This window comes from Pseudomonas poae, assembly GCA_028869255.1.
GTDB lineage: Bacteria > Pseudomonadota > Gammaproteobacteria > Pseudomonadales > Pseudomonadaceae > Aquipseudomonas > Aquipseudomonas poae_C.
Map to the genome: position 1 here is coordinate 5,646,401 of CP110972.1, position 22,774 is coordinate 5,669,174.

The 22,774-nt window shown below is 62.1% G+C and carries 14 protein-coding genes and 2 pseudogenes; all 16 read right to left on the minus strand.

The features are described 5' to 3' along the window. Positions 1-2 precede the first annotated feature (2 nt). The 16 genes and pseudogenes from LRS56_25625 to LRS56_25700 all read right to left on the minus strand — a co-directional run bounded on the left by LRS56_25625 (position 3) and on the right by LRS56_25700 (position 22,748). On the minus strand, positions 3-665 hold the full coding sequence (locus LRS56_25625) for a hemagglutinin repeat-containing protein (protein WDU62110.1): 663 nt from the start codon (positions 663-665) through the stop codon (positions 3-5). Next, on the minus strand, positions 644-5,158 hold the full coding sequence (locus LRS56_25630; GenBank protein WDU62111.1) for a filamentous hemagglutinin N-terminal domain-containing protein: 4,515 nt from the start codon (positions 5,156-5,158) through the stop codon (positions 644-646). The genes LRS56_25625 and LRS56_25630 overlap by 22 nt, the downstream gene beginning before the upstream one ends. A gap of 30 nt (positions 5,159-5,188) precedes the next feature. Beyond that, positions 5,189-6,836: pseudogene (locus LRS56_25635) on the minus strand (ShlB/FhaC/HecB family hemolysin secretion/activation protein). 585 nt (positions 6,837-7,421) lie between these two features. Then, positions 7,422-7,904, minus strand: coding sequence for a poly-beta-1,6-N-acetyl-D-glucosamine biosynthesis protein PgaD (gene pgaD / locus LRS56_25640; protein WDU62112.1), 483 nt, complete (start codon positions 7,902-7,904; stop codon positions 7,422-7,424). Positions 7,905-7,906: 2 nt separating this feature from the next. Then, the gene (gene pgaC, locus LRS56_25645; protein ID WDU62113.1) at positions 7,907-9,247 is read right to left on the minus strand and encodes a poly-beta-1,6-N-acetyl-D-glucosamine synthase; all 1,341 of its coding nucleotides are present in this window, start codon (positions 9,245-9,247) and stop codon (positions 7,907-7,909) included. Between the two features lie 2 nt (positions 9,248-9,249). Next, entirely contained in the window at positions 9,250-11,247 is a 1,998-nt protein-coding gene (gene pgaB, locus LRS56_25650; protein WDU62114.1) for a poly-beta-1,6-N-acetyl-D-glucosamine N-deacetylase PgaB, read from the minus strand. Positions 11,248-11,259: 12 nt separating this feature from the next. Then, a complete protein-coding gene (gene pgaA / locus LRS56_25655) occupies positions 11,260-13,740 on the minus strand; it encodes a poly-beta-1,6 N-acetyl-D-glucosamine export porin PgaA (GenBank protein ID WDU62115.1) in 2,481 nt (826 codons plus the stop codon). A 299-nt stretch (positions 13,741-14,039) separates the two neighbouring features. Continuing rightward, positions 14,040-15,536 (minus strand): annotated as a pseudogene (locus tag LRS56_25660) (YdgA family protein). Positions 15,537-15,695: 159 nt separating this feature from the next. Further along, the gene (locus tag LRS56_25665) at positions 15,696-16,328 is read right to left on the minus strand and encodes an NADH:ubiquinone oxidoreductase subunit N (GenBank protein ID WDU62116.1); all 633 of its coding nucleotides are present in this window, start codon (positions 16,326-16,328) and stop codon (positions 15,696-15,698) included. Between the two features lie 81 nt (positions 16,329-16,409). Then, complete coding sequence (locus tag LRS56_25670; GenBank protein ID WDU62117.1) at positions 16,410-17,852, minus strand: efflux transporter outer membrane subunit; 1,443 nt, start codon at positions 17,850-17,852, stop codon at positions 16,410-16,412. Next, positions 17,849-18,739, minus strand: a complete 891-nt coding sequence (locus tag LRS56_25675) for an efflux RND transporter periplasmic adaptor subunit (GenBank protein ID WDU62118.1) — start codon at positions 18,737-18,739, stop codon at positions 17,849-17,851. The genes LRS56_25670 and LRS56_25675 overlap by 4 nt, the downstream gene beginning before the upstream one ends. Further along, positions 18,736-18,945 carry a DUF1656 domain-containing protein gene (locus LRS56_25680; protein ID WDU62119.1) on the minus strand — a complete coding sequence of 70 codons (210 nt, stop codon included), beginning with the start codon at positions 18,943-18,945 and terminating at the stop codon, positions 18,736-18,738. The genes LRS56_25675 and LRS56_25680 overlap by 4 nt, the downstream gene beginning before the upstream one ends. Continuing rightward, positions 18,942-21,020 (minus strand): FUSC family protein, encoded by a 2,079-nt coding sequence (locus LRS56_25685; protein WDU62120.1) that lies wholly within the window; start codon positions 21,018-21,020, stop codon positions 18,942-18,944. Before LRS56_25685 ends, LRS56_25680 begins: the two co-directional genes overlap by 4 nt. Continuing rightward, positions 21,017-21,427 (minus strand): winged helix DNA-binding protein, encoded by a 411-nt coding sequence (locus tag LRS56_25690; GenBank protein WDU65815.1) that lies wholly within the window; start codon positions 21,425-21,427, stop codon positions 21,017-21,019. Before LRS56_25690 ends, LRS56_25685 begins: the two co-directional genes overlap by 4 nt. 245 nt (positions 21,428-21,672) lie before the next feature. Continuing rightward, complete coding sequence (locus tag LRS56_25695) at positions 21,673-22,098, minus strand: hypothetical protein (protein ID WDU62121.1); 426 nt, start codon at positions 22,096-22,098, stop codon at positions 21,673-21,675. After that, positions 22,095-22,748, minus strand: coding sequence for a hypothetical protein (locus tag LRS56_25700; protein WDU62122.1), 654 nt, complete (start codon positions 22,746-22,748; stop codon positions 22,095-22,097). Before LRS56_25700 ends, LRS56_25695 begins: the two co-directional genes overlap by 4 nt. Between the last annotated feature and the right edge of the window lie 26 nt (positions 22,749-22,774).

Genomic DNA, 22,774 nt, shown 5'->3' on the forward strand with positions numbered 1-22,774 from the left:
GGTCAGGTCGCGATTTTTTCCTTGTGCATGTCGGTGCGGGCGAAGGTGTTCTGCGCCGCGTCGATGGTCAGGTCGCGACCGGCCTGTACGGCAAGGTCGCCAGTGCTGACCAGGGAAGAACCGGTGACGGTGGCATCACGTTTGGCCGCGACGGTCACGGTTTCGCCGGAGACCATGCTGCCCATGGCGGTGGTGCGTTTTTCGTCGACTTTGTCCTGAACCTTGCTCGACTTGAGGCCACCCCAGCTGCTTTTGCTCTCTTTGCGCTCATGGCGCGCACTGTCGGAATTGCTCACGGCCAGGATGCTGATGTCCTGCCCGGCGACCAATTGCGTGGCGCCTTTTTCGGCGGTCACCGCGCTGCCGGCCAGCAGCAGGTTTTCACCGGCCACCACGGTGCTGTGAGTGCCGGCGCTGACCAGGCTGCCGACGTTGTTGACCGCGTCGGTTTCATCGAGGCGGAATTTCTTGCCTTGGGAGGTTTTCTTGGTCTTGCTGTAGAAGCTGTAGTCCTGGCCTTCAGCGGCTTTGAGGCTGAGGTTTTTACCGGACACCAGATAGGCTTCGTTGCCCGCATTCACCTGGCTGGCCACCAATTGCAGGTCTTGCCCGGCGCTCAGGGTGGCGTCGCCGCCGGCCTTGATCACGCTGGACACTTGCTGCACGTGGTCTTCGATGCTTTTGATTTTTTCGAGTTGTACGTCGAATGCTGCTCGTTGGCTGCCGCGATGGCGTTAAGGTCGCGGGTGGCAATCAGGTTGACGTCGCGCTTGGCCTCCACCTGGCTGCCCCCGGCGCTGATGTCGCGCCCGGCGACCACATGCAGGTCGCGGCCGGCTTCCACCACAGAGCCGTGCTGAACAATGTTCTTGTAGTTGGATTGGTTGCCGATCGCCCCGCTGTCCAGGGTTTGCGCGGCGTTGATATTCACGTCACCCGCGGCTTTGACGGTGGTATCGGTACCGCTCTTGAGCACGCCACCGACGCTGTTGAAATTGCCACCGGCTTGCAGGATCAACGCGTTGGCCGACTCGACGCGCGCGGCGCTGTCGATGAAGTTGCTGCGTTCGGTGCGGTAGGCGCTGGCGCTTTCATGGGTGGTGACCGTGCGCTCGTTGAGCAGGTCGGCACCGGCGGCCAGGTTGACCTCGCTGCCGGCAATCACGCCGCCGGCACGGTTGCTCAGGTTGTTGCCGGCGAGCAGGTCGAGGCGCCCGCCCGCTTCCATCAAACCGCTGTTGGCGAGGTTGCCGCCGACGTTCGCCAACAGGCTACCGCTGGCGCGCAACGTACCGGCGTTGTTGAGGTTGCTGCCGCTGATCAAGCTGACGTCACTGCCGGAAATCAACGCGCCATTGGGTGCCAGGCGGTTGCTCGCCTGGGCCAGGTACAGCACCGGCACCAGCACTTGTTGCCCGGCGACAGTGGTGTTTTCCAGCCACACGATGTCGTGGGTCAGGGCCGCGACCTGTTCGGCGGTAAGGCTGACGCCTACCGACAGGTTGAGGGCGCTTTTGCTGCCGATGGCGTTGTCCATCAGGTGCTTGAACAGGTCGGCGTCGCTGGTCTGGCCATCGATAAAACGCTGGCCGGTGCGGGCGAGGACGGCTTGCTGGATCAGGCGCTGTTCGTAAAAACCGTCACCAAGGCGACGCTGCGCAGTGTCGGGGTCATAACCGAGCTTGGTCAGCATGTAATCCGAGCCCAGGAACTGACGCATGTTGGTGAACAGCGGGTTGGTTTCAATCAGGTATTTATGCGGGCTGGTGGCGAACTGGCTGGTGGGCAGGCCGTTCACGCCGTTGCCGACGTTGAGGTGGAACAGGCCATTCTCCCCGGTGGGCAAGTCGAAGCCCGGCAAGCCCAATGGGTTGACCTGTTGCTGGGCGACGTCCGGCGGCAGTTGCGGGTTGAGGCTGACTTCAGTCGAGTAGCCCGGCGCATGGGTATTCGCACCGCTGCCGACGTAGGTATAGCCAGGGCGCACCACGCGGTTATCGATACCGTCCTGAGCCTGCACGTCCACGGCGCCACCGGCCTGGATCACGGCGGAGTAGCTCTGGTCGGACTTCGCCAGCTCGGTGGTCTTGCGCAGGTCGATCTGCTCCTTTTGCATGGTGCCGATAAACGTGGCCAGGGCCCCTTGGAGGCCGCCGAGGTTGTTGGCGTTGTACTGCGCGCCGCCGAGGGAATATTGCGCGGTGAAGTTCGCGGCGTAGGTGTACCAGCCCTGCGGCTTGCGCTCGCGCTCGGAGGTAAATACACGGTCGTATTGGGTGTCGTGGGTCACCAGGCCGACGTTGCTCAGTTGGTTGACGCGCACCGTCATCGCGCCACCGGCAGCGATGCTACTGCTGCTGTTGAGCAGCTCGCCGCCGCTCAGCTGCATATTGCCGCCCGAAGTGATGCTGGACGCCGCGGTGGCGTTGCTGACGATAAAGTGATCACGCTCGGTGATCTGGAACGGTCGATTCTGCTTGCCGCCGTCGCAGTCGCCACCGGTCACGCCTTCGATACAGGCGATGGGAGTGATGGAAGCGCTGTAGATGCCGGACTCGGTGGTGAGCACGGTGCGGATATTGTCGATCGTGCTGGCCGCCAGGATCAGGTTGCGCTCACTCTCGATAGTGCCCGAGCTGTTGATAATGCTGGTGGCCAGCCCGCCCTGGCCGTCGCGGTCGACGCGCAAGTTGCCCATGGCATAGAGGTTGGCGCCGAGGTTTTTCAGGCGGTCGACCTTCAGGTTCATGTCGCCGCCGCTGAAGATCAGCCCGTGGTCATTCAGCAGGTTGCCCACCGCCAGATCGAGGTTGCCTTGGCTGGCGAGCGTGCCGCCCACGGTCCAGTCCTGGCCGTTGCCGACCAGGCTGCGGGTGCCCAGCAACTGGCCGGTGGCGGTCTGTTGCAGGTTGCCGATGTTGAGCGTCAGGCGCCCGGCCTGGATCGCGGTGCTGTTGGTCCAGTGGTCTTTTTCCAGGGTCAGGTCGCCCTGGGTCACCAGGCTGCCGCCAACGTCATCCAGGCTGATACCGCTGAGGTCGAGCAGGCCGGTGCCCACGTGCAGCACCTTGCCGCCCGCGTTCTGGAAGGTGGTGGCGGCGAGGCTCAACTGGTCGTTGGCGGTCTCCAGGCTACCGCTGTTGTTCAGCAGGCCACCGATGGCATAGCGGGTTTTACCGGCGCTGCCCAGGGCGCGCATTTGCCCGCTGTTATCCAGGCTGGCGCTGACCACGTCCAGGGTCGTGGCGCTTTCGATCAAGCCACGGTTGACCAGTGCGCCAGGCAGGCTGACCTCAATCTGGTTACCGGCGATCTCGCCGCCGTTATCCACATTGCCGCCCTGCAGACGCACACGATCACGGGCGAACAGGTTGCCGCTGCCGTTGTTGAAATCGCCGGCGTCGATCAGCGCATCACCGGCTTTGGCAAAGATGCGCCCACCGCTGTTTTCCAGGGTGCCGGCCGTGATAGTCAGGCCGGCCCTCTCACTGTGGATCAGGCCATTGCCGCCGTTTTGCAGCAGGCCGGTGGTGGTGATGCCCAGGCCATCGTTGGCGGCCAGGGTGCCGTTGTTGCGGTTGTCGACGCTGTTGGCGAATACGCTCAGCACGCTCTGGCTGGCGAGCTTGCCGCCCTGGTTGTCGATACGGTCGGCGCGCTGCACCAGCAGCGGCCCGGCACTCGCCAGCTTGCCGTTGCGGTTGATCAGGTCGCCGAGCAGATCCAGGGTGATCGAGCCGCCACCGGTGAGGTTGCCGCTGCTGTTGTTCAGGGTGTTGCCGTGCAGGGTGAAGGCGCCGGTGCTGTCGATGATGCCGCCCTGGCGGTTGTCCAGCAGGCCGCTGACATTGAGGGTTTGCGCGCCGTCGCTGAGCAACTGGCCTTTGTTGCGGTTGTCGAGGCTTGCGGCGGTGACATTCAGCGCCTGTTTCGCACTCAAGGCACCGCCCTGGTTGTCCAGGCTTTGCGCGGCGGTCGCGGTGAGGGTGCGATTGGCGATCACGTTGCCGGTATTGGTGATGTGCTGGCTGTCGAGCGTAACGTCGCCCCCGGCATTGCGGGTGTTGTCGGCGTTGACCCCGGCTTCGATGATGCCGCTGTTGGTCAGTTGGCCGTTGCTCGCCAGGGTGATGCTGTCGCGGGCGGCGAGGCTTTTGCGGTTTTTCAGCTCGCCCTTGGTGTTGACCTTGAGGGCGGTGCCCGCGTAGACCGGACCATGGGCGTCCAGGCTCGCCGCCTTGATATCCACCGCACCACTGGCGGCCGCCTGGGCCATGCTCAGATGGCCGTTGGCGTCGAGCTGGATATCGCCGCCACTGGCCGCCAACGTACCGTCGAGCTTCACGCCCACACCGGCTTCGGTGCCCACCAGCTTGATCGCACCGGCGTACATGCCGCCCAGGGCCGACGAGTCGATGGCCAGTTCGGGTTTTTCACTGCCATCGTCGGCGCGCGCGGTGGTTTTCAGGGTTTGTGCATCGACGTCATTGCGCCCGGCGATCACCGTGAGCTGGCGTGCGTTGATTTGCGCGTTGATCTTGGCCGAACGGGTAATGATCTCGAAATGGTCGACGTTACTCGCGTTCAAACCCTGGCCGTCGATGGTCACTGCACCGCCATCGACCTGGTAGTGGTCCAGGCGGCCGACTTGATCGATTACCGGTTTACCGGTGGTCAGGGTGACGTTAGGCGTGTTGATAAAACCACAGCCGTTGCAGCTGACGCCGTAAGGGTTGGCGACAATCACTTTGGCCGATTTGCCCGCCACTTCGGTGTAGCCGCGCAACTGGCTGGGGCTGCCGCCGTTGACTTCGTTGAGGATGACATTCGCGGCGCCGCCCTTGAGGTTCGGGTTGCCGACGATGATCCCGCCCAACTGCGTGCTTTGCATTGCGCCGTTGACGTTGTTGAGGATCACGCCGTTGGGGCCGACGTTGTAGTCCTTGAACTGGTTGTGGGACAGGCCGCTGCCATTGGGCGTGGCAATGTTCACCACCGGCACGCCGTTGCCTGCCTGACCGAGCGTGGTGCCCGGGGCGCTCACCACGATACCCTCGGCCTGCGCTAGCAGCGGCTGCCAGAACAGCGCGTTGGCCAGGATCAAGGCCAGGCCGCGTTGGCTCAGGGTTTTCAGGGCAGTAACGGGGCGAACGTCCATATTCAGAATCTCAAGGCAGCGGGCGTTGAATTACAGGAAGAAATCCAGGCGGAAATAGACCGGCGCTTCGCGCTCGGTCACCACACCAGGGCGCTCCAGGGAGTGGGCAAAGGTCACGCTGGTGCTGACGTATTTGCCTCGGGCGAACAACTCGACGGAATTACTCGACACCCGGCCGTGCTGGTCGTCGTTGTAGCGATCGTTGCGAATCACACCTTGGTCGTAGCCGACGCTGGCGCCGTATTCGAGCAAGGCCGGGCGCATCCAGTCGAGGCTGACCGGCCGCGCCCAGCGCACTTCGTTACGCCAGTAGCCGCCGCTGTCGCCATTGAGTTGCTGATCCTTGAAGCCACGCACCGAGTAAGCGCCCCCGAGGCTCATGCGTTGCGGCGCGAACAGCACGTCTTCACTGCGCTGCCCGGTGGCCAGGCTGGAAAAACTCAACGACTCGCCCCACAGCGTAAAAGGCTGCAGATAGCTCAGGGTGGCGGTGTATTTGCGATAGTGCGGGGTCGGGGGTGAGGTTGCCCTGGGGGTCGCGTGTCTGCTGATTGCTCTGCGCGTCAAAGGCCCCTATGCCGTTTTGCATGCCCGCCTCCAGGTTGACGAAGGCACTGCCGATGCGCCGCCCGTGGGTGAAGCCGACCTGTAATTCGCTGAGGCGGTTGCTGCTGTCCAGACGTGCGCCGAGCAGGTAGTTGTTGGTGCGCAGGTGCGTCAGGCCGACGTTGACCGAGGTCTTGCTCACGTCGTCGCGATGGATCACGCGCTCGGCACGCAGCTGGTGGTTCTGGCTGTCGCCGTTCTGCTTGAACTTGAACCCCTGGAGCACGCCGAACGTGCTGTACTCGCTCTCGCTGTAGGAGTAACTGAAATTCCACCAGCCCCACGGCAGGTTGTAATAGAACATGCTGTTTTTCGAGGTTTTCTGGTGGTCGCTGACCGCATCATGACCACCGCGCAGCACCAGTTGGTCGGCCAGGCCCAAGGGGCTGTCCCACTCCAGGCCCGCGCCCCATTGCTGTTCGCCGGTGCTTTTCTGCCCGTCGTTATTGCGCGACAGGCTCGCGCGCCAGGGCTTTTGCGGCTGGTTTTTCACCACCACTTCGCTGCCGCCCACTTCGCTGCCGGGGGTCAGTACCATTTGCGCCTGCTTGGAGGGCAAGCGGCTGAGTTGATCCACCAGTTGCTCGACTTCACGCAGGTCAAGCGCCTCGCCGACCTTGCCGGGAAAGGCCATGGCCAGCTCGCGGTCGGTCACACTGCTGCCCTCGGCACTCTTCAAGGCTTCGAGTTTGCCTTCCACCACCAGCACCTGCAGGTGGCCACTGGAGAGGTCCTGCTGCGGCAGGTAGGCGCGGCTGGTGACCCGGCCCTTGGCGATGTAATAGTCGGTGATGACCTTGAGCAGTTCATTGAGCTGCGCAACCCCCAGACACTGGCCGATATAGGGCTTGAGCAGCCGCGTGCGGTCGGCGGCGGACAGGCTGTCGGCGCCTTTGAGCTCGATGTCTTTGATAGGGAAGCAGCGGGTGTCCGCCGGCAAGGCCGGGGCCTCGGGCGTGGTGGCTTTGCCGGGCAGGTCCTGGAGTTCTTCCAGGCGCCGGCGTTGCTCTTCGAGAAGGCGATTCTGACGGTCGCGGATCAGGTCCTGATCCCCAGGCGTAGGGGCAGCCATAGCACTGTTCAGGCTCAAATAAGCGAGCAGGAAAGTGCATAGAAAATACCGAGTCCGTGGCGATAACAAAGACATGTTCGATCCGTCGACAATCAAGGGGCGGCAAACTAACATCGAACTAGCACCAACCCAAGAAACTGGATTAGTTGCACATCCGCACTCATTAATCTCGCAACCAATTGATTAATAACAATTAAAAATTATCAAAAAGAAACAAGGCTTGTGTCTGGAAGTATTATTCCGACAAGCGGTAACTGTTTTGATAGCGATTCGTCGGAGAACTTAAAGTTGCCACTAGTTGGCCATCAAGTTCTTACCGAGATAAGTTAGTACCGAAAAAAGCAGAAAAGTTCGCGGGGGTTTTGTGAGTTGGATCCCATTTATGCGCATTGAGCCAGTTGTGACGCCCGCTTGTCGTGGCGAGCGGGCTTGTTGTGGCGAGCGGGCTTGCCCGCGTTGGGCTGCGAAGCAGCCCCAATACCGCCATCGCGTTTCTAGCCGGAACCGGGTAGCAGGTTTCAGGGCCGCTTCGCGCCCCAACGCGGGCAAGCCCGCTCGCCACAAGAGTCCCGTGCGCCGTGAACTTCAGCTCACATCTTTATCCCGGTCCTGGCCAGGCACCAGGGTCAACCCCGGCTTTTCCACATCACGCGAGACATGGGATTTCACTTGCGACACGCCGCCCTCCTCGTCGTTGTGGATCACCAGCACCCCAGGACGGCGCAACTGCTCCAGGTCGCCCTCGCCCAGGCTGAAGCTCTCGCTCAGGTTCTTGTCGGTAAGGGCCTTGGCCTCGGCGCGGCGCTGGGCGAACTGGCGGCCTCGGCGTTGCTGGTAGCGTGCCCAGCTGATCAGGATCACGGCGTTGAACAAGGCAATCCACAGGTAGATTTGCAGGGTGTTGAGCGCCGCAAAAATCGGCGCTTCAATACGTGGACCACCGTGGGTTTCCAGCATCGAGTTAATCCCGCGAGCCAGCAGCCAGATCAACCCGGCCCAGGCCATCAGGGTCAACAGCACATCGATGATCCACATCACGGAACGCTGGCGGGTTCTGACCAGTTTCATGGTCACGCCTCCTCTTCAACAGGTTTGATACCGCGATCCGGGCTGACCCAGCGCGCACGCTTCTGGTGCTGGTTGAACAGCACCTTGGGGAAACTGACCAGGGTGGTGAACAGGCTGACCAGCCAGAACACCATCGGGTACCACACGGTCCAGAACAGCGTCTTCCACAGGTCTTTCTCGTAACGGCGGTCGATCAGGATGCTCACGGCAAACTGCAGCAGGCACACCATCGCCAGCACCAGCCCGGTAAACGCCGGCGGCATCAGCGAGTCGACTGCAATCGCCTGTGGCAGCGGGATAAATTTGCCCACGCCCCAGAAGATCACCGACAGCAGAAAGGTAAAGGCCCAACCGGTAGACAGGCAGTATTCGAACAGCAGCGGCCACAGGTAACGATGGCGCCATTGCCAGATGCCACGGATGTTTTTGAACAGCACCTCGGCGCCACCCTGGGCCCAACGCAGGCGCTGCTTCCAGAGGCCGCCAACGGTTTCCGGCATCAGGATCCAGCACAGAGCGCGGGGCTCGTAGAAGATGCTCCAGTGGTCGAGCTGCAGCTTCCAACTGACATCGATGTCCTCGGTGATCATGTCGGTGCTCCAGTAGTCGATGCGGTCCAGCGCTTTCTTGCGAAACGCCACCACCACACCCGACACCGTGAAGATCCGCCCGAACACCCGTTGCGTGCGCTTGATCAAGCCAATGATCGAAGAGAACTCACCCACTTGCACCCGGCCGATCAAGGTCGAGCGAGTGCGAATGCGCGGGTTGCCGGTGACGGCGCCGAGGCGCGGGTTATCGAGCATCGGCGCCACCATGTAGGCCGCAGCGTTTTTGTCGAGTAACGCATCGCCGTCGATGCACACCAGGTATTCGCTGCGCGCAGCCACGGCGCCCATGCGCAGGGCCACCGCCTTGCCCTGGTTCTGTGCCAGGTGCAACACGCGCAGACGTGGGTGCTCCAGCGCCAGGGCATCGAGGACCGCCGCGGTGTTATCGGAGGAGCCGTCATTCACGGCGATCACTTCGATGTTCGGGTACAGCTGGTCCAGCGCCGCGTGGATCGTATCGGCGGCGTTATCCCCTTCGTTGTAGCAAGGGATGAGGATCGAGATCAGCGGGGCGCCGGCCAGGGTCGGCGCCGGGGTGTCCTCTTCCCACGGCCAGTGGCGCTCCCAGTGCAGCCAGAAGTACAGGCCGCCTGCGATCCACAACGCCGACATGAACAGCGGGTAGAAAAACACAAAGTCCATCAGGAACTGCCCGGTGACCAGGAAGATCAGGCCCAGGGGCACGCCTAATACCAATGCCAGCACGAATAAAGCCAGGATTCTATCGAACATGGTCAAGGGTTCCATTGGTTGGAAAGGGCCGGACGCACAGTCTTCAGGTCCGGGGAGTTTTCCAGGAAGTTGTCCGGGTAATAGCCAAAACTCGTGACACCCTGGCGTTTGAGCACACCCATCCATTCAGCCATCTGCCTGGCGTCGATATCCGGCGCGGCCTGGGTGCGCCAGTCCTTGGCCTGCAGTTCGAATACGGTGCGCTGCAGCGCACCCGGGCGAGCCTTGACCGTGGCGACCAACTTTTCCAGCCAGGCGTTGGAGGTCTTGTACTCCTGGCCTTCCATCAACGGCATGGCCATGGGCGCGGTCCAGTCGTAGGTCTGGAGGAAGTCATCGAGGTTCTGCGCGAACCAGGCTTCGCTGCCCGGGTTGAGCATCGGCTCGGCGAAGATATTGCGTGCGGTGCGCACCTGCGGCCCACCGATAGCGCGGACCTTGGCGGTCAGCTCCTGGGTGAAGTCGATCAGGTAGCGGCTCTTGAAGCGCGTCCAGCGCTGCATCACTGCCGGGTCGGCGCGCAGGGCCGCAATGCTGTCGGGCAGGCCGTTGGCGGCGTAGGCCTTGAGCGCGGCGGGGCTGGCGTCTTCGAAGTCCGACAGCACGGCATCGTCGTGGTAGAGCACGCCGTCGATGGCATTGTTGCGCGCCAGGTCTTCATAGATCTCACCGATGATCTTGCGCACCTGCGGGTCGAACGGCGACAGGCGTTTGTATTGGTCGGGATCGAGGCCCACCTTGCCGGTTTCCGGGTCCCAGCGGGTCACGCGGGGCAGCTTGGAGTCGAGCGCGAAACTGAGCACCGGCATCCAGGCATACACCGCGGCGTGGGCCCGGGTGTGCAACTGCCAGGAGACGCGGTTGAACAGGTCGGCGCGCACCGGCAAGTGCCGGTTGGGGAAGTAGAGTTCATGCACCAGGCCGTCGCCCTTGGGGTCGGCGAAGGCTTGCAGGAACACGGTACCCGCGCCCATGTCCACCACGCGCTGCACCAGTAAGTCGAGATTGCGCGCTTGCTGGGCCGGGTCCGGGTCGTAGACGTTGTCCAGGTCCACATGCAGCACCCGCAGCGGCGCCGGGGTTTGCACCGCGACGATGCTATTGGCGAAATGCTCGCCGTCCGGGTCGGAGGCCACCAGGAAGCGTGGGCTGTTCATCAATTCACTGGAGCTGTCGAGGCCGTCCTCCAGGGTCAGGGCCATCTGGTAGCCGTGCTCGCCGATGATCGCCAGCGAGGTGCCCTTGGCGGCGCCATACGGCCATACCCATACGCGGGGTTTCTTGCCGGTCACGTTTTGGATCTTGTTGGAAATCGCCGTGACGTCAGCGCGCATCCGCGCCTGGAACTGGGCCTCGGTTTCATAGCGGCCCGTGGCCGGGTCATAGCGCAGCGAGGTGGCGGCCGGCTCCAGATTGCCCTGGGGGTTGGCCAGGATCCCGGTGTGGCTGGCATCGGTGTGCGCGGCGATTTCCACCAGGCCCGATTGCGACACTTCGCGGATCTGCTGCCACGTGAGGAACTCACCGCGTGGCCGAGGTAAACCGGCGAAGTCCACCGGTTTGTTCAGTGGCGTGTCGATCCAGTAGCCCACCGGCGCCAGCAAGGCCGGCCAATGATAGGCACGCAGAATCGGCATCACCCGGGTGTAGAAGCTGGAATAGCCGTCATCGAAGCTCAGCATGATGGCTTTGGGCGGCAACGCCGGCCCACCGTTGCGGGCCGCCAGGATCTGGTCGACGCTGACCGCCTGGTAGCCGTTCTCGCGCAGCCAGGCCAACTGCTCGATCAAACGCTCGGTGCGCACCGCCACCACCGCCTGGTCGGGGTCGCGATCCTCGACATCGTGGTAGGCAATGCCCAGGAAGTGGTTTTTCGGCCACGGCGCTTCATTGGCCGGGGTCGGCCGCTCGGCGGGTGGAGTAAATGGCGCGGGTTGCTGGGCGCAGGCACTGGCCAGCATTACGCCCAGGATCAACAGGCAACGGCTGAGGACGGTCATGGTCAGGCTCTTCTAGAAACGGTAAGTGAGGTCGACGAGCAGGCGCAGATCGCGTTCGCGATCACCGTCGTAAGGTCGGCTGATCAGGCTCAGGTTGGCGCCGGCGTCCAGTACATCGTTCCAGCGAAAACGTTGGCCGTAGCCCACCAGACCGATGCCACCGGTGGAATAATCGCGCTGGCTATACGTACCCGCACCGACCTGGAACTGCTGACTCCACTGGGTCTCGTAGCGGTGATAGAGCACATGGTTGATGTTGAGGACCGGCAACACGGTGAAGTCCGACTTCGGGTTGAAGTAGACCGTGTCTTCCTTGCTGTTGCGGCTGGCGCCGACTTCCAGGCCCAGGTCCACTTGCACCTTCGACGAGCTGTAAAGTCCCTCGCGCCCGCTGAGCAAGGCTTCGAAGCGGTCGTTGCCATCGCTGAAATGGGACGGGCTGAGGGTCAGCTTCCACTCGCGACTTTCGTTGGCACGCCAGCGGATGAAACCGCTGCCGCCGTTGGCCGTGACCCCGTCATTCAACGCCCGCAGTGGCGTGGTGGACAGGAGGTAGCCAAGGCTGCCGCCGTATTGCCAGTTGTCGTTGATGTCGCGGGCAATCGACACGGCGGCGCCCTGTTTCGAGCCGTCGCCGTAGGAGTGGTTGGACACCTCGGCTTCAATCGTCATATCGCGGGTGCGCCGCTCTACGCCGACCACCTGCCAACGGTGCTGGCCGGTGCCCTCTTCGAAATCGGCGCGGGCATAGCCGGCACCGGCGAACAGGCGCCAGTCTTCGTCGATGGGCGGCGTGTAGAGGCGGCTTTCAATGCCCCAGTCACGGCTACCAGCGACAGCACCCGCATCGCCGTTGTTACCACCGCCGAAGCTTTTACCGGTGTAAGCCTCGACCCGCAGCTCGGCCATGTCATGCACATCGCGCAGGCGACTGAGGCGCTGCACCTGGCGGTTGTCCGGGTTGCGTGCGACCACGTCATCGGTCAGCACGTCGAGCTGGCGCCATTCCTGCAGGTCCATCGCGGTATAGGCCTGGCTCACTTCCAGGCCGATATCGCGCGGGGCCTGGGCTTCGGTTTCCTTGAGAATGCCTTCGGCGCGCCGTGGCAAATCGCGGGCGCGGTACATGTCGGCCTGGGCCAGGCGCAAGCCGACATTGCCTGGGGCTTTGGCCACCAGCGCTTCCAGGCCGGCCTCGCTGCCTGGCAGGTCGCCGCCGAAGACGCCGGCCTGGGCTGACAGTTGCTGCGCGTCCATCCAGGCATCGCTGGGGTTGCCGATGGGCAAGCCCTTGAGTTCTACCCGTGGGCTTTGGCTTTTGGCCAGGTTGTTGGCGACCTCACGCGCTTCGTCGGCTTTGTCGCTTTCCTGCAAGGCATAGAACAACGCCGTGGTGTCTTCAACCCGATCATCACGTTCGGCGTCGGGGGCACTCAGCACCTGGCGGTACAACGGTTCGGCTTTTTCCGGCTGGCGTTGGTCGAGGTAGGACGCCGCCACCCAGCGCACGGCGTAGGTGGGCAACTGCACACCTTCGGCCTTGAGGGTTTCATACTCGCGGATCACGTCAGCGGTGCGCGCCCGAGCCTTGAGTGCGCCCAGGCGGTCGATGCGCCAGGTCAGCACGTCGTCATGGGCCGTGGCGTCCGGGGTCCAACGGGCGAGGAGTTGATCGTAGCCCTGCAAGGCCCGATCAGCGATGACATAGCGTTCTTTCTCGGAGCGCGTGGCGAACTCGGCCATGCGTACGCGCTCGGCGGCCAGGTCACCTTCCAGGCGACGCTGGGTCACCGGGTCTACAAGCCCCGGGCGCTGGGCCGACAGGCGCAGCGCAGGCTCCGGCAGGCGGGCCTTTTGCAGGGCGACGATGTATTCGCGGGCCACTTCCGGTTTGCTGCCAGCGCGGATAAACGCCTGGTCGAACTCATGCAGCGCGTCGAACTGCAATCCGGCGCGAGTCAGCGCATAGCCCAGCGCCATACGCCGGTTGGGGTCATCGGGCTTGGCGGCCACCAGGGCGCGGGCGCGTTGCACCGCTTCGCTGGCTTTACCGCCGTCAGCCTGCGTGAGGGCCAGGCCCAGTTGCAGGTCGACATTCTGCGGTTCACGCAGCAGCGCCTTGCGATAGACCGCCTCGGCCTGCGCCCACTGCTTCTGGTTGCGATAGGTGCGTGCGACCGTGGCCAGCGCCTGGGCGGTCAGGTTGCGATTCTGCCCCTGGGCCTCATACACCTTCAGCACTTCGGCATCCTGGCCGGCCCAACCGGCGATCACCAGGTGATCGCTGATCTGGCCTGGCGTCTGACGCTCGGCTGGCAATTGGCGCAATTGAGTGAGGGCGGGGGTGAAGTTGCCGTTGCGCGCCTGAATAATCAGCGCGTCATAGGCCGGGTCGGCCATGGCGAAGGTGGGCATCAGCAGCTGGCTGCACAAGGCGACCCCGATGAGCAGTCGCAACCGGCCTGAGGCACTGAGGGGTAGGTTTCGCAACATATCGTGAGCTTCCTTACACACGGAAAGCTGTAACGATAGGTGGTCCTGAGCGATTTGCATCAGGGCGTCGGCGTCTCGTGACCCGACCTAGCTTTCCTGTAGGAACTATCCCCGACACCCGTACGAAAAAGGACAAATCATAACAATTGTTCAGAATTGCCCGGCAAATCTGAAAAACGAATGGGGAGCGGACTTGCCTGCGATAAAGGGTCGCCAGCCGGTATGAGTGCCGACTGTTTGACCCTTATCGCGGGCAATCCCGCTCCCCCATTAATTATTTCGGGGCGCTGGCGAAAGCCTTACTGCGCGCCGCCGACCGCACCGATTTTGGACATCACGAAGCCAATGAACTGCTCGACGGTCATCTTCTGGCCGTTGAACGTCACTTCATTGTTGGCGTAATGCAGCTTGGACACCACATCGCTGCCCACCAGGGTCGCCAACTGCGTACCAACGGCCATGCCGCTGACCATTTCGCTGGCCATCTGGGATTGCTGCTCGATGGCTTTAGGGTCGGTCACACCGCCCACCTGCGCTTGCAGGGCGGCCACGTCGGCGATCATCGGCTTGGACAGGGTCAGGTTGGCATCCAACAGCGACACCATCTGTTTGCCCAGCTCTACCGGCGGCAGCTCCATGGACGACGGCTTGGTCAGGTCCACCACCAGGTTGAATTTGCTTTCGCCGTGGGTGGTTTTCAGCGACAGGTTTTCCAGCGCCAGGTGCGGCTTGGCGGCCAGCAGTTGGTTGACGTTGGCTTCGGCCAGGGTTTGCTCGGCTTCGGTCAGTTGCAGCTCCGGCACTGGTTGGCCGGCGGCGGCTGCGGCTTGCACCGGCTGCATCTTGTCCTGGTAGAGCTTGGTCAACAGCAGCCCCGATGGAATATCAATGTTCTTCACGCTCAGCGCCATGGCGGCCGAGCCGACAGGTTTGCCCTAGTAGCCGATCTCGTCGATCTTGTAATCGACGCGGCCGTCCATGTTGTTTTCTTTGATTGCGCTGCTGTCTTTCTGCTCGAAGCCCTTGAGGGTCAGCACCGCCTTTTGCGCACCGTAGGTGAGCTTGGTATCGCTCAGCTCCAGGGTGTTCTGCCCGGTGTAGAAGCCGAAAGTGGATTTTTCCAGGTTGCTGGCGACGGTGAAGCCGGCGAACTCAGCTTCGAACGGCGTGCCGTTGCCGTCGACTGCGCTGATCTTGAGGCTGTTCATGTAGCCGTCGGCCTTGACCTTCTTACCCTCGGCGCTGCTGTCGAAGTCCAGGTTGGCGCCGGAGAAGCTGACCGAGGAGGTGTCGTCCTTGAACTCCAGGGGCAGCAGTTCAAGGTTGCCGCTGACCGAACGGTTGTAGCCGATGTTGGCCACGCCCTTGAGCGGCGACACGTCTTTGGCGGCCGCGAACCATTTTTCGGTGGTGGCGTTTTTTTCCAGCGCATAGTGACTGGTGGCCATGACCGGCAGCCATTTCAGCGACACCAGGCGCGAGAACGGCAGCGGGCCGTGTTCGATATGGTCGACAAAGAGCAATTCGGGGTTGGGGTTCTGCTCGCCGAACACCGAGCCCTGGCCTTTGAGGCGGTAGTGCGCGGTGCTGCTGAACAAGCCACGGTCCAGGGACACCAGCTCCAGGGTTGCGGTGCCGTCGACGCCGGCCATGGACCGTTGCAGCTCCTTGTTGGCGTCCTGGACGGCCGTTTGCAGCACCGGCTCCAGTTGCTTACCGGTGTACCAGGCGCCGCCTGCACTGACGACGCCAACGGCGACCACAAAACCCAAAAGAACAACTGCTGGCTTATTCATGAAGTGACCTGATCAAATCCTGTGAGAAGTGGGCTGTCTTCCTTGAACCCTGAAAGGGTTGGCTCAAGCCCGCCGAAAGCGGGGGAAGATTAGCACTGGCGGCCGCGAACGGCCCAGCTTTTCAGAGGGGTCAGGCCTACCGTTGGTTCACCGAAGGCGTCAGGAATACTCCAATTCGATCTCATCGAGCTGGTGATCAAAACTCTTCAAGCGTGCGGTCCAGGTGTACACCAGCACCTCAAACTCGCGGTGTATCACGGCATTGCCTGGGGTATCGGCCTTGGGGTCGCAGAAGTCCAGCTGGTAGCGCTCACGGGCCATCTGCGTGGCCACGTCGGATAATTCGCGCGCGTTATTAAGCCAATGCCTACCCTCGGCGACCTGTTGATCAAGGGCCACGCACTGTTTTTTCAGGACTTCGAGGCTTTTTTCGAGCGGTGTGCCGGTGAGGTCGCCCATGACTTCCTGGAACGTGCGCCCGGGCTGCCAGTAGCTGCCCCAGAAATAGCGGTCGAACACGGTTTCGACGCGGCGCAGGGCAACCTTGGTATCCCAGATGGCCACGCGGGTCTTGCCTTGTTCGAGAAGCTTTTTCTTCACCCGTTGGTTTTGATAAGACGCCCAGGCCACCACGCCGATAGACAAGGTGCCGATCACCAGGCACGCGCTGTCAAGAAACACCATGGCCTTGTCGATTTGATGAGCGAGCATGACGCCGTAGAAGTAGGCAGCCGATAACAGCACCAGTGCGAAACACACGCACCAGAAAGCGGGAGCATAAGGGTTTTTCATTATTGGAATCCCCATGAGCAAACGCGAGCAGTGTCAGGCAGATCGTCACGGCGACCTGCCTGACAAAGCATAGCTATTTGCTCAGGGTTTGCCGGGCTGTGACGCTTGCGTTCGTCCGCTTTCCCAACCGCCGCCGAGGGCCAGGAACAGATCGATCTGGCTCATGGCAACCTGGGTGTTGGCCGCCGCCAGTTGCGCCCGCACATCGGTGTAGGTGCGGGTGGCTTGCAGGTCGGCCAGGAACGACGCACGACCCGCCTGGAAGAAGCGGTGGGTCTGGTCTGCGGCTTCCCTGGCGGATTCGCCGGCTTCGGCCAGGGCGTCGCGGCGCTGCAGTTGCGCGGTGTACTGCGCAAGGCCGGTCTGGGTTTCACGGATGGCGTTGAGCACCACCCCGTCGAAATGCGCCAGGGCGCCCTGGGTCGCGGCTTCGGCTTCGTGGATACGTGCGCGAGCGCCGTTGGTCGGTACTGTCCAGCTGATCAATGGGCCAAAGCCCCAGCGGTTGGTGGCCGGTGTGCCCAGGTTCTCGAGCAGACCGACGGTGCCGACGGTGGCGCCAATGCTGATATCCGGGTACAGCGCGCCGGTGGCCACGCCGATACGCGCAGTGGCGGCGGCCAATTGGCGTTCGGCCTGGCGCACGTCGGGGCGGCGCTTGAGCAGCGTGGCGCCATCGCCTACCGGCAACAACTGGGCGATGTGCGGCAGCTCGGCGCAGGTGCCGGTGCCCGCCGGCAGTTGGTCCAGCGGCTTGGCCAGCAGCATCGACAGGCGGAACAGACCCGCCTGGCGCGCCGCTTCATAGCGCGGCATGTCGGCGCGCAACGATTTGTACTGGGTTTGCGAGCGCGTCACTTGGGTTTCATCACCGCGCCCAGCGTCGCGCAGGCGCTGGGTAAGCGTGGTGCTTTGGGCTTGCAGGTCGAGGGACTCGTTGGCAATCGCCAGCTCTTCGTTGGCCGCGCACACCTGGGTGTAGGAGCGCACCACATCCGCCACCAAGGTGATGCGTGCGATGTCGGCGGCGGCTTGCGCTGCGTCGGCGCTGGCCTGGGCGCTTTCGATGCCGCGCTGCAAGGTTCCGAACAAATCGAATTGATACGAGGTGGTGATACTCGCGGCGCCGATGTTGCCCACCGGGACTTTTTCCGTCAGCAAAAAGGCTTCACCGGACTCTTGCAGGCGCTGGGCTTCGGCTTTGGCACCAAGGCTCCAGCCACCCGCTGATTCAGCCTGTTCGGTCTGAAAACGTGCACGCTGCAAATTCGCGGCGGCCACCCGCAGGTCCGTGTTGGAGGCCATGGCCTGGCGCACCAGCTCATCCAGGCGCGGGTCTTTGTACAGTTTCCACCAGTCGGCCGGGACCGGCGCCGAGACCACATTATTGCCCTCGCCCGCCAGCTGGCCTTGCAGGTCACCCCGGTTGACCGCGGACTTTTCCGGCAGCTTGTAATCGGGCCCCACCACTTGGCAGGCCGACAGCAACAACCCCAGCGCAGCGGTTGCCAGCAACTGCTTCATGGCGTGTCTCCGTCTTTAACCTTGTCGCCGATGATCGACACCGTCGCCGTGCGCCCGGCGATCATGCGAAAGTCGGCCGGCACCTCATCAAAGGCAATACGCACCGGAATCCGCTGAGCCAGGCGTACCCAGCTGAACGCCGGGTTGACGTTGGGCAGCAGGTTGGAACCGCTGCTGCGGTCACGGTCTTCGATACCGGCGACGATGCTCTGCACATGGCCGCGCAGGCGGGCGTTGTCGCCGATCACGCGGATATCCACCGCCATGCCGACGTGGATACCGTCGAGCTTGGTCTCCTCGAAATAGCCGTCGATATGGAACGAGTTGCTGTCCACCACCGACAGCACCGGGCGCCCGGCGGTGACGAACTCCTGGGTGCGCGGCGCACGGTCGTTGACGTAGCCGTCCACCGGGCTGTGGATCACCGAGCGATCGAGGTTGAGCTGGGCGGCATCCACCGTCACTTGCGCTTCGGCCAGGGCCGACTGGGCGCGGGCCACGCGGGACTGGCTTTCTTCCAGTTGCTCGCTGGGCACCAGGTTGCCCAGGCCACGGTTACGCTTGTACTCGCGGCTGGCCTGGGCCAGGGTTTCCTGACGATCGGCCACGGCGGCCTGGGCTTGGCGCAACGCCAGCTTGAAGCGGTCCTGGTCCACGGCAAACAGCACCTGGCCCTTGGTCACCAACTGGTTGTCGCGCACGTCCACTTGCTGGATCAGCCCGGACACGTCCGGGGCGATCTGCACGATGTCGGCACGGATGTGCCCGTCGCGGGTCCAGGGAGCAAACATGTAGTACATGACCATGCGCCACACAACGACAACCGCAAACGTCACGATCAACAACGTGAGGACTACACGGCCGATGGTCAAAAAAGGTTTTTTCATGTCATCAGGTATCGACTGAGTGAGTCCACCGCGCCCAGCAACAGCGCGTAGAGCCCCACATTGAACAATGCCCGGTGCCAGACCAGGCGATAGAAGTGGAGGCGGGTCAACAGCCCGTGCACCACCAGAAACAACACATACGTAATGCCCATCAGCACCAGCAGCGTGGGCAGGAACACCCCGCTGATATCCAGATCACCGATCATAAAGGCGCTCCATCGGGTAACGGCGCTTCACGCTCGGTGCCGTCAATAAATTCCACGCCGGGCAGCAATGACAGGCGCAAACCGGCCAACGCGTGCAGCAGATGCAGGCGGGTATCGTCTTCGTCTTGCAGGCCATGGCCGTTGAGCGCGCGGCGCGTGCGGTCGAGGGTCATCAGCAGACCGCTCGGCGCAGGCAAGCGTTCACCCGCCTTGAGGCACGCCTTGAAGTAACCGCCTACGCCTTCCACCACTTGGTTGAGCAGCACCCGTGGCACACCGAGGATGCGCGGCGAGTAGGCCAGCAGGTCGAGCAGGTTGAGCGCCACGCGCAAGTCGCGCAGGGCGCTGCCGGTGTCCTGGTTGATCAACGCCAGGCGCGGCAGATGCTGCATCAGGCGGTCGAGCATTTGCGCGGCCATGTGGCGGTGCTCGGCCAGGGTCGCGGGTTCGGTCAGGCTGACGATGTCGCGCCAGCTGAAACGGGTCAGGCGCTTGGCCGCCAGTTCGGCGCCAAAGGGCCGTGCGATCAAGGTCCACACAAAGGCAAACAGCAGGCCCACCGGCCCGGCCAGGTTGACGTTGGCGAAATTCAGGAAGTCTGCGTCATAGGCGCCCTGAATGCTGATGAACGACGAGGTGTTGACCAGCGTCAGCAGCATGCCCAGGTAAAAACGCGGCTGCACAGTGAGCGTGCCGATGCAGATAAACGGCACGGCGAACGCCAGCACCAGCATCGGGAAATCGTGCAGGTTGGGCAGCACCAGAAACAGATACAGGCTGGCGAACAGCACCGACATGGCGGTCCAGAAAAAGAACCGGTAGATCTGCGGCGCCGGGTCGTCCATCGAGGCGAAAAAGCTGCAGGCCACAGCGGCCAGGATCACCGCGCTGCCACCGTCGGTCCAGCCCAGCAGAATCCACAACACCGAGGCAACGATGATCGCGGTGACCGTGGAAAACGCCGAGTAGAACATCAGGCCACGGTCGAGAAATGGCGTGAGCCGGCCCAGGCGCCAGTGGCGGTACACGGCGCGCCAGGTGTCCTGGCTTTCGCACTGGATGGCGGCTTGCAGGCTGCGGCAGTCTTGCCACAGGTCGACCCACTCGCTCAGGCGGTACAGCGCATTGGAGAACAGCAGCGTGTGGCGGTCGTCGAGTGCTTCGCCTTGGGGCTGGGCGGCGTCGATCTTGTCGCGCAGTACGCGCCAGCGTTCGAGGGGCGCTTGCTGGGTAGTGCTTTCCAGCCAGGCGTTGGCCTCTTCGAGCAACGGCGTGAGCTGATCGAGAAATTCCGGTGCGCGGTGTTCGATCGCGTAGACCGCATCGTCCAGAGCATCGATCACCGGCAACAGGTGAATCATGCGCCCGCGCAGTTCCTTGGTGTTGCGCACCGTCTGCGGCCGTGCGCCCTCGTGGGGCAACTGGCCGATCATCAACTCGAGGGTGTTGAAGGTGGCGACCATGCCGCCACGCAAGGTGCTGATCTCTTCCGGCGTCACTTTGCGCGTCAAAAAGCGCTGGCTGTAGACCTGCGCATCGGCGAACCACTTGGCCACCGAGCCATCGAACACCGGCATCAGGCGCCGTGGCCAGAACATCGCACCCACCACCGCCGCTACCGCGATGCCGAGGAAGATTTCTTCGGTACGCGCCTCGGCCACATCCCATACCGCCAGCGGGTTATCCACCACCGGCAAGGCGATCAGCGGCAGCGTGTAGCCGGCCAGCATCAGCGCGTAGTTGTTGGCGGTACGCAGGTGCATGGAGAGAAACAACAGGGTGCCCGTCCACAAGGCAATCACCACCACCAGCAGGTAGGGCGACTGCACGAACATCGGCACAAAAATCACCGCCGCCGCCGCGCCCATAAAGGTGCCGATGGCGCGGTACAAAGCCTTGGAACTGGTAGGGCCGACAAACGGGCTGGAGACGATATACACCGTGGCCATCGCCCAATACGGACGCGGCATTTGCATGAGCATGGCGATGTACAGCGCGATCATCGAGGCCGCGAATGTACGAACGCCGTAGAACCAGTCGCGGGCGGGCGGGAAACCGGTAAAAAATCCGTTCAAGGGTTCGCCGCCTCGAAGGCGCGCAACACCCGTAGCGCGGCTTCCAAGTCATTGGGGGCGATATCCGCCAGTACATCCTTGCGCAGGCGTACCAACTGCGCCTCCACCGCTTGCACCAGTTCACGGCCGCGCTCGGTGAGGCTCAGGGCCTTGGCGCGACGGTCATGCACATCTTCAGTGCGGCACACGTAACCGTCGTGGCACAAGCGGTCGAGCAGGCGTACCAGCGACGGGCTTTCCATCCCCAACGCCTGCGCCACTTTTACCTGATGCACCCCGTCGCCCAGGCGGCCGATCATCAACAGCGGCACGGCACAGGCTTCGGAAATACCGTAGCTCACCAGCGTGCTCTGGCAGATTTTGCGCCAGTTACGGGCGCCCACCACCATGCTGCTGCTGAGGTTCATCTGGAGTTGTTCGAGGGTCTGGGACACTGGATAGTTCGCATACAGTTAGTTTGCTAACTATCAATATGGTGGATGAAGCCAAACGCGTCAAGTTTTGAAACAATTTTGCGGATGGGTGGTGGGGAGGTCTGTGGGTAAGTAAAGCGGGTTTTGCCAGCGGTACAAAACACCTGTGGGAGCTGTAGTTGTGGACTGACACTGCGAAATCGCAGGCAAGCCAGCTCCCACATTTTGATCTGCGTTGCTCAGGCCTGGACGCTCAGTTTGCTCCACCGCCAAACGCTCCAAACTTTCGCTATTTCGGATAGCACGAGTAACGCAGTCATTAACACCAGATTGTAGTTTGGAACGGCCTGAGCGCCCAAAAGCAGGAGCGAAACAGAAGGAACCACTAAGGCGAGCCGCAACGGTGTTTGAAGATAGACAACCCATTTAACTCTTGTGCTTTTGAGGAAAAATAGCCCACAAGAAATCACGATAGAAACTTGCAGGAGCATGGAAAAACCAAATATATAAAGCTGTACAACACTGTGTTCACGTAGAAGCCATAACGCACTTTCCATATCACTAAAATATGGAACTCTCCCCGCCATCACGCTGGTAATGAAATACCGAGTCAGATAAATGGCATCCATCCCGCCCCAGAACCAAAAAACCTGCTTACGCGTCACTTTTCATCACCCTTGTATTCGTACGCTATATCCGGTGTTACAGGCTGCCAATGCCATGTTTGCCCCCCCACTTGCCAGTTATCGCTTCCCTCCAGATAACGTTGCTTGATGTTCCGAAGTTCCCCGTATTTGCGGTCAACCGACCTGTGGGTGAGTTGATCATCGCGACTGTCTAACCTTACCCAGCGCTGAGTCATAACCCTGGTGGTGTTCGCGAGGTCCTTGCCGTCCGATAAAAACATCCGCCCCTCATCCCCTATGGAACTTAATCGATTCGCTGCGAGGATCGCCGTATTTTTAACGCCATCATAATCAACACTGACCTTTTCCCATTTACCTGGACCTACATAAAGTCGGCGCCCCATCAGGTGTCCGTACTTAACGCGACACTCTCTACTTAAAGGAAGGAAGGGATACTCCATCAAGAACAACCAATCTCCGGCTGCCAACTTACCCAGCACTCGGCGCTGGTCTTTTTCCGCCGAACAACAACCAGGAGACACCTTGCACTCACTCAGAAGTTCGCTCAACCCCGGCAGGGCATAAGGCGCACGAAAGTGCTCCCTTATTTTGATGACAGCAAAATAGGGGCTCTCGACTTTTGTGAGGTCATACCTTTCAATTTCGGCGCGAGGAAAGAGGCGTTTCATGCGGTACCCAGAGGAAGAAGTCTGAG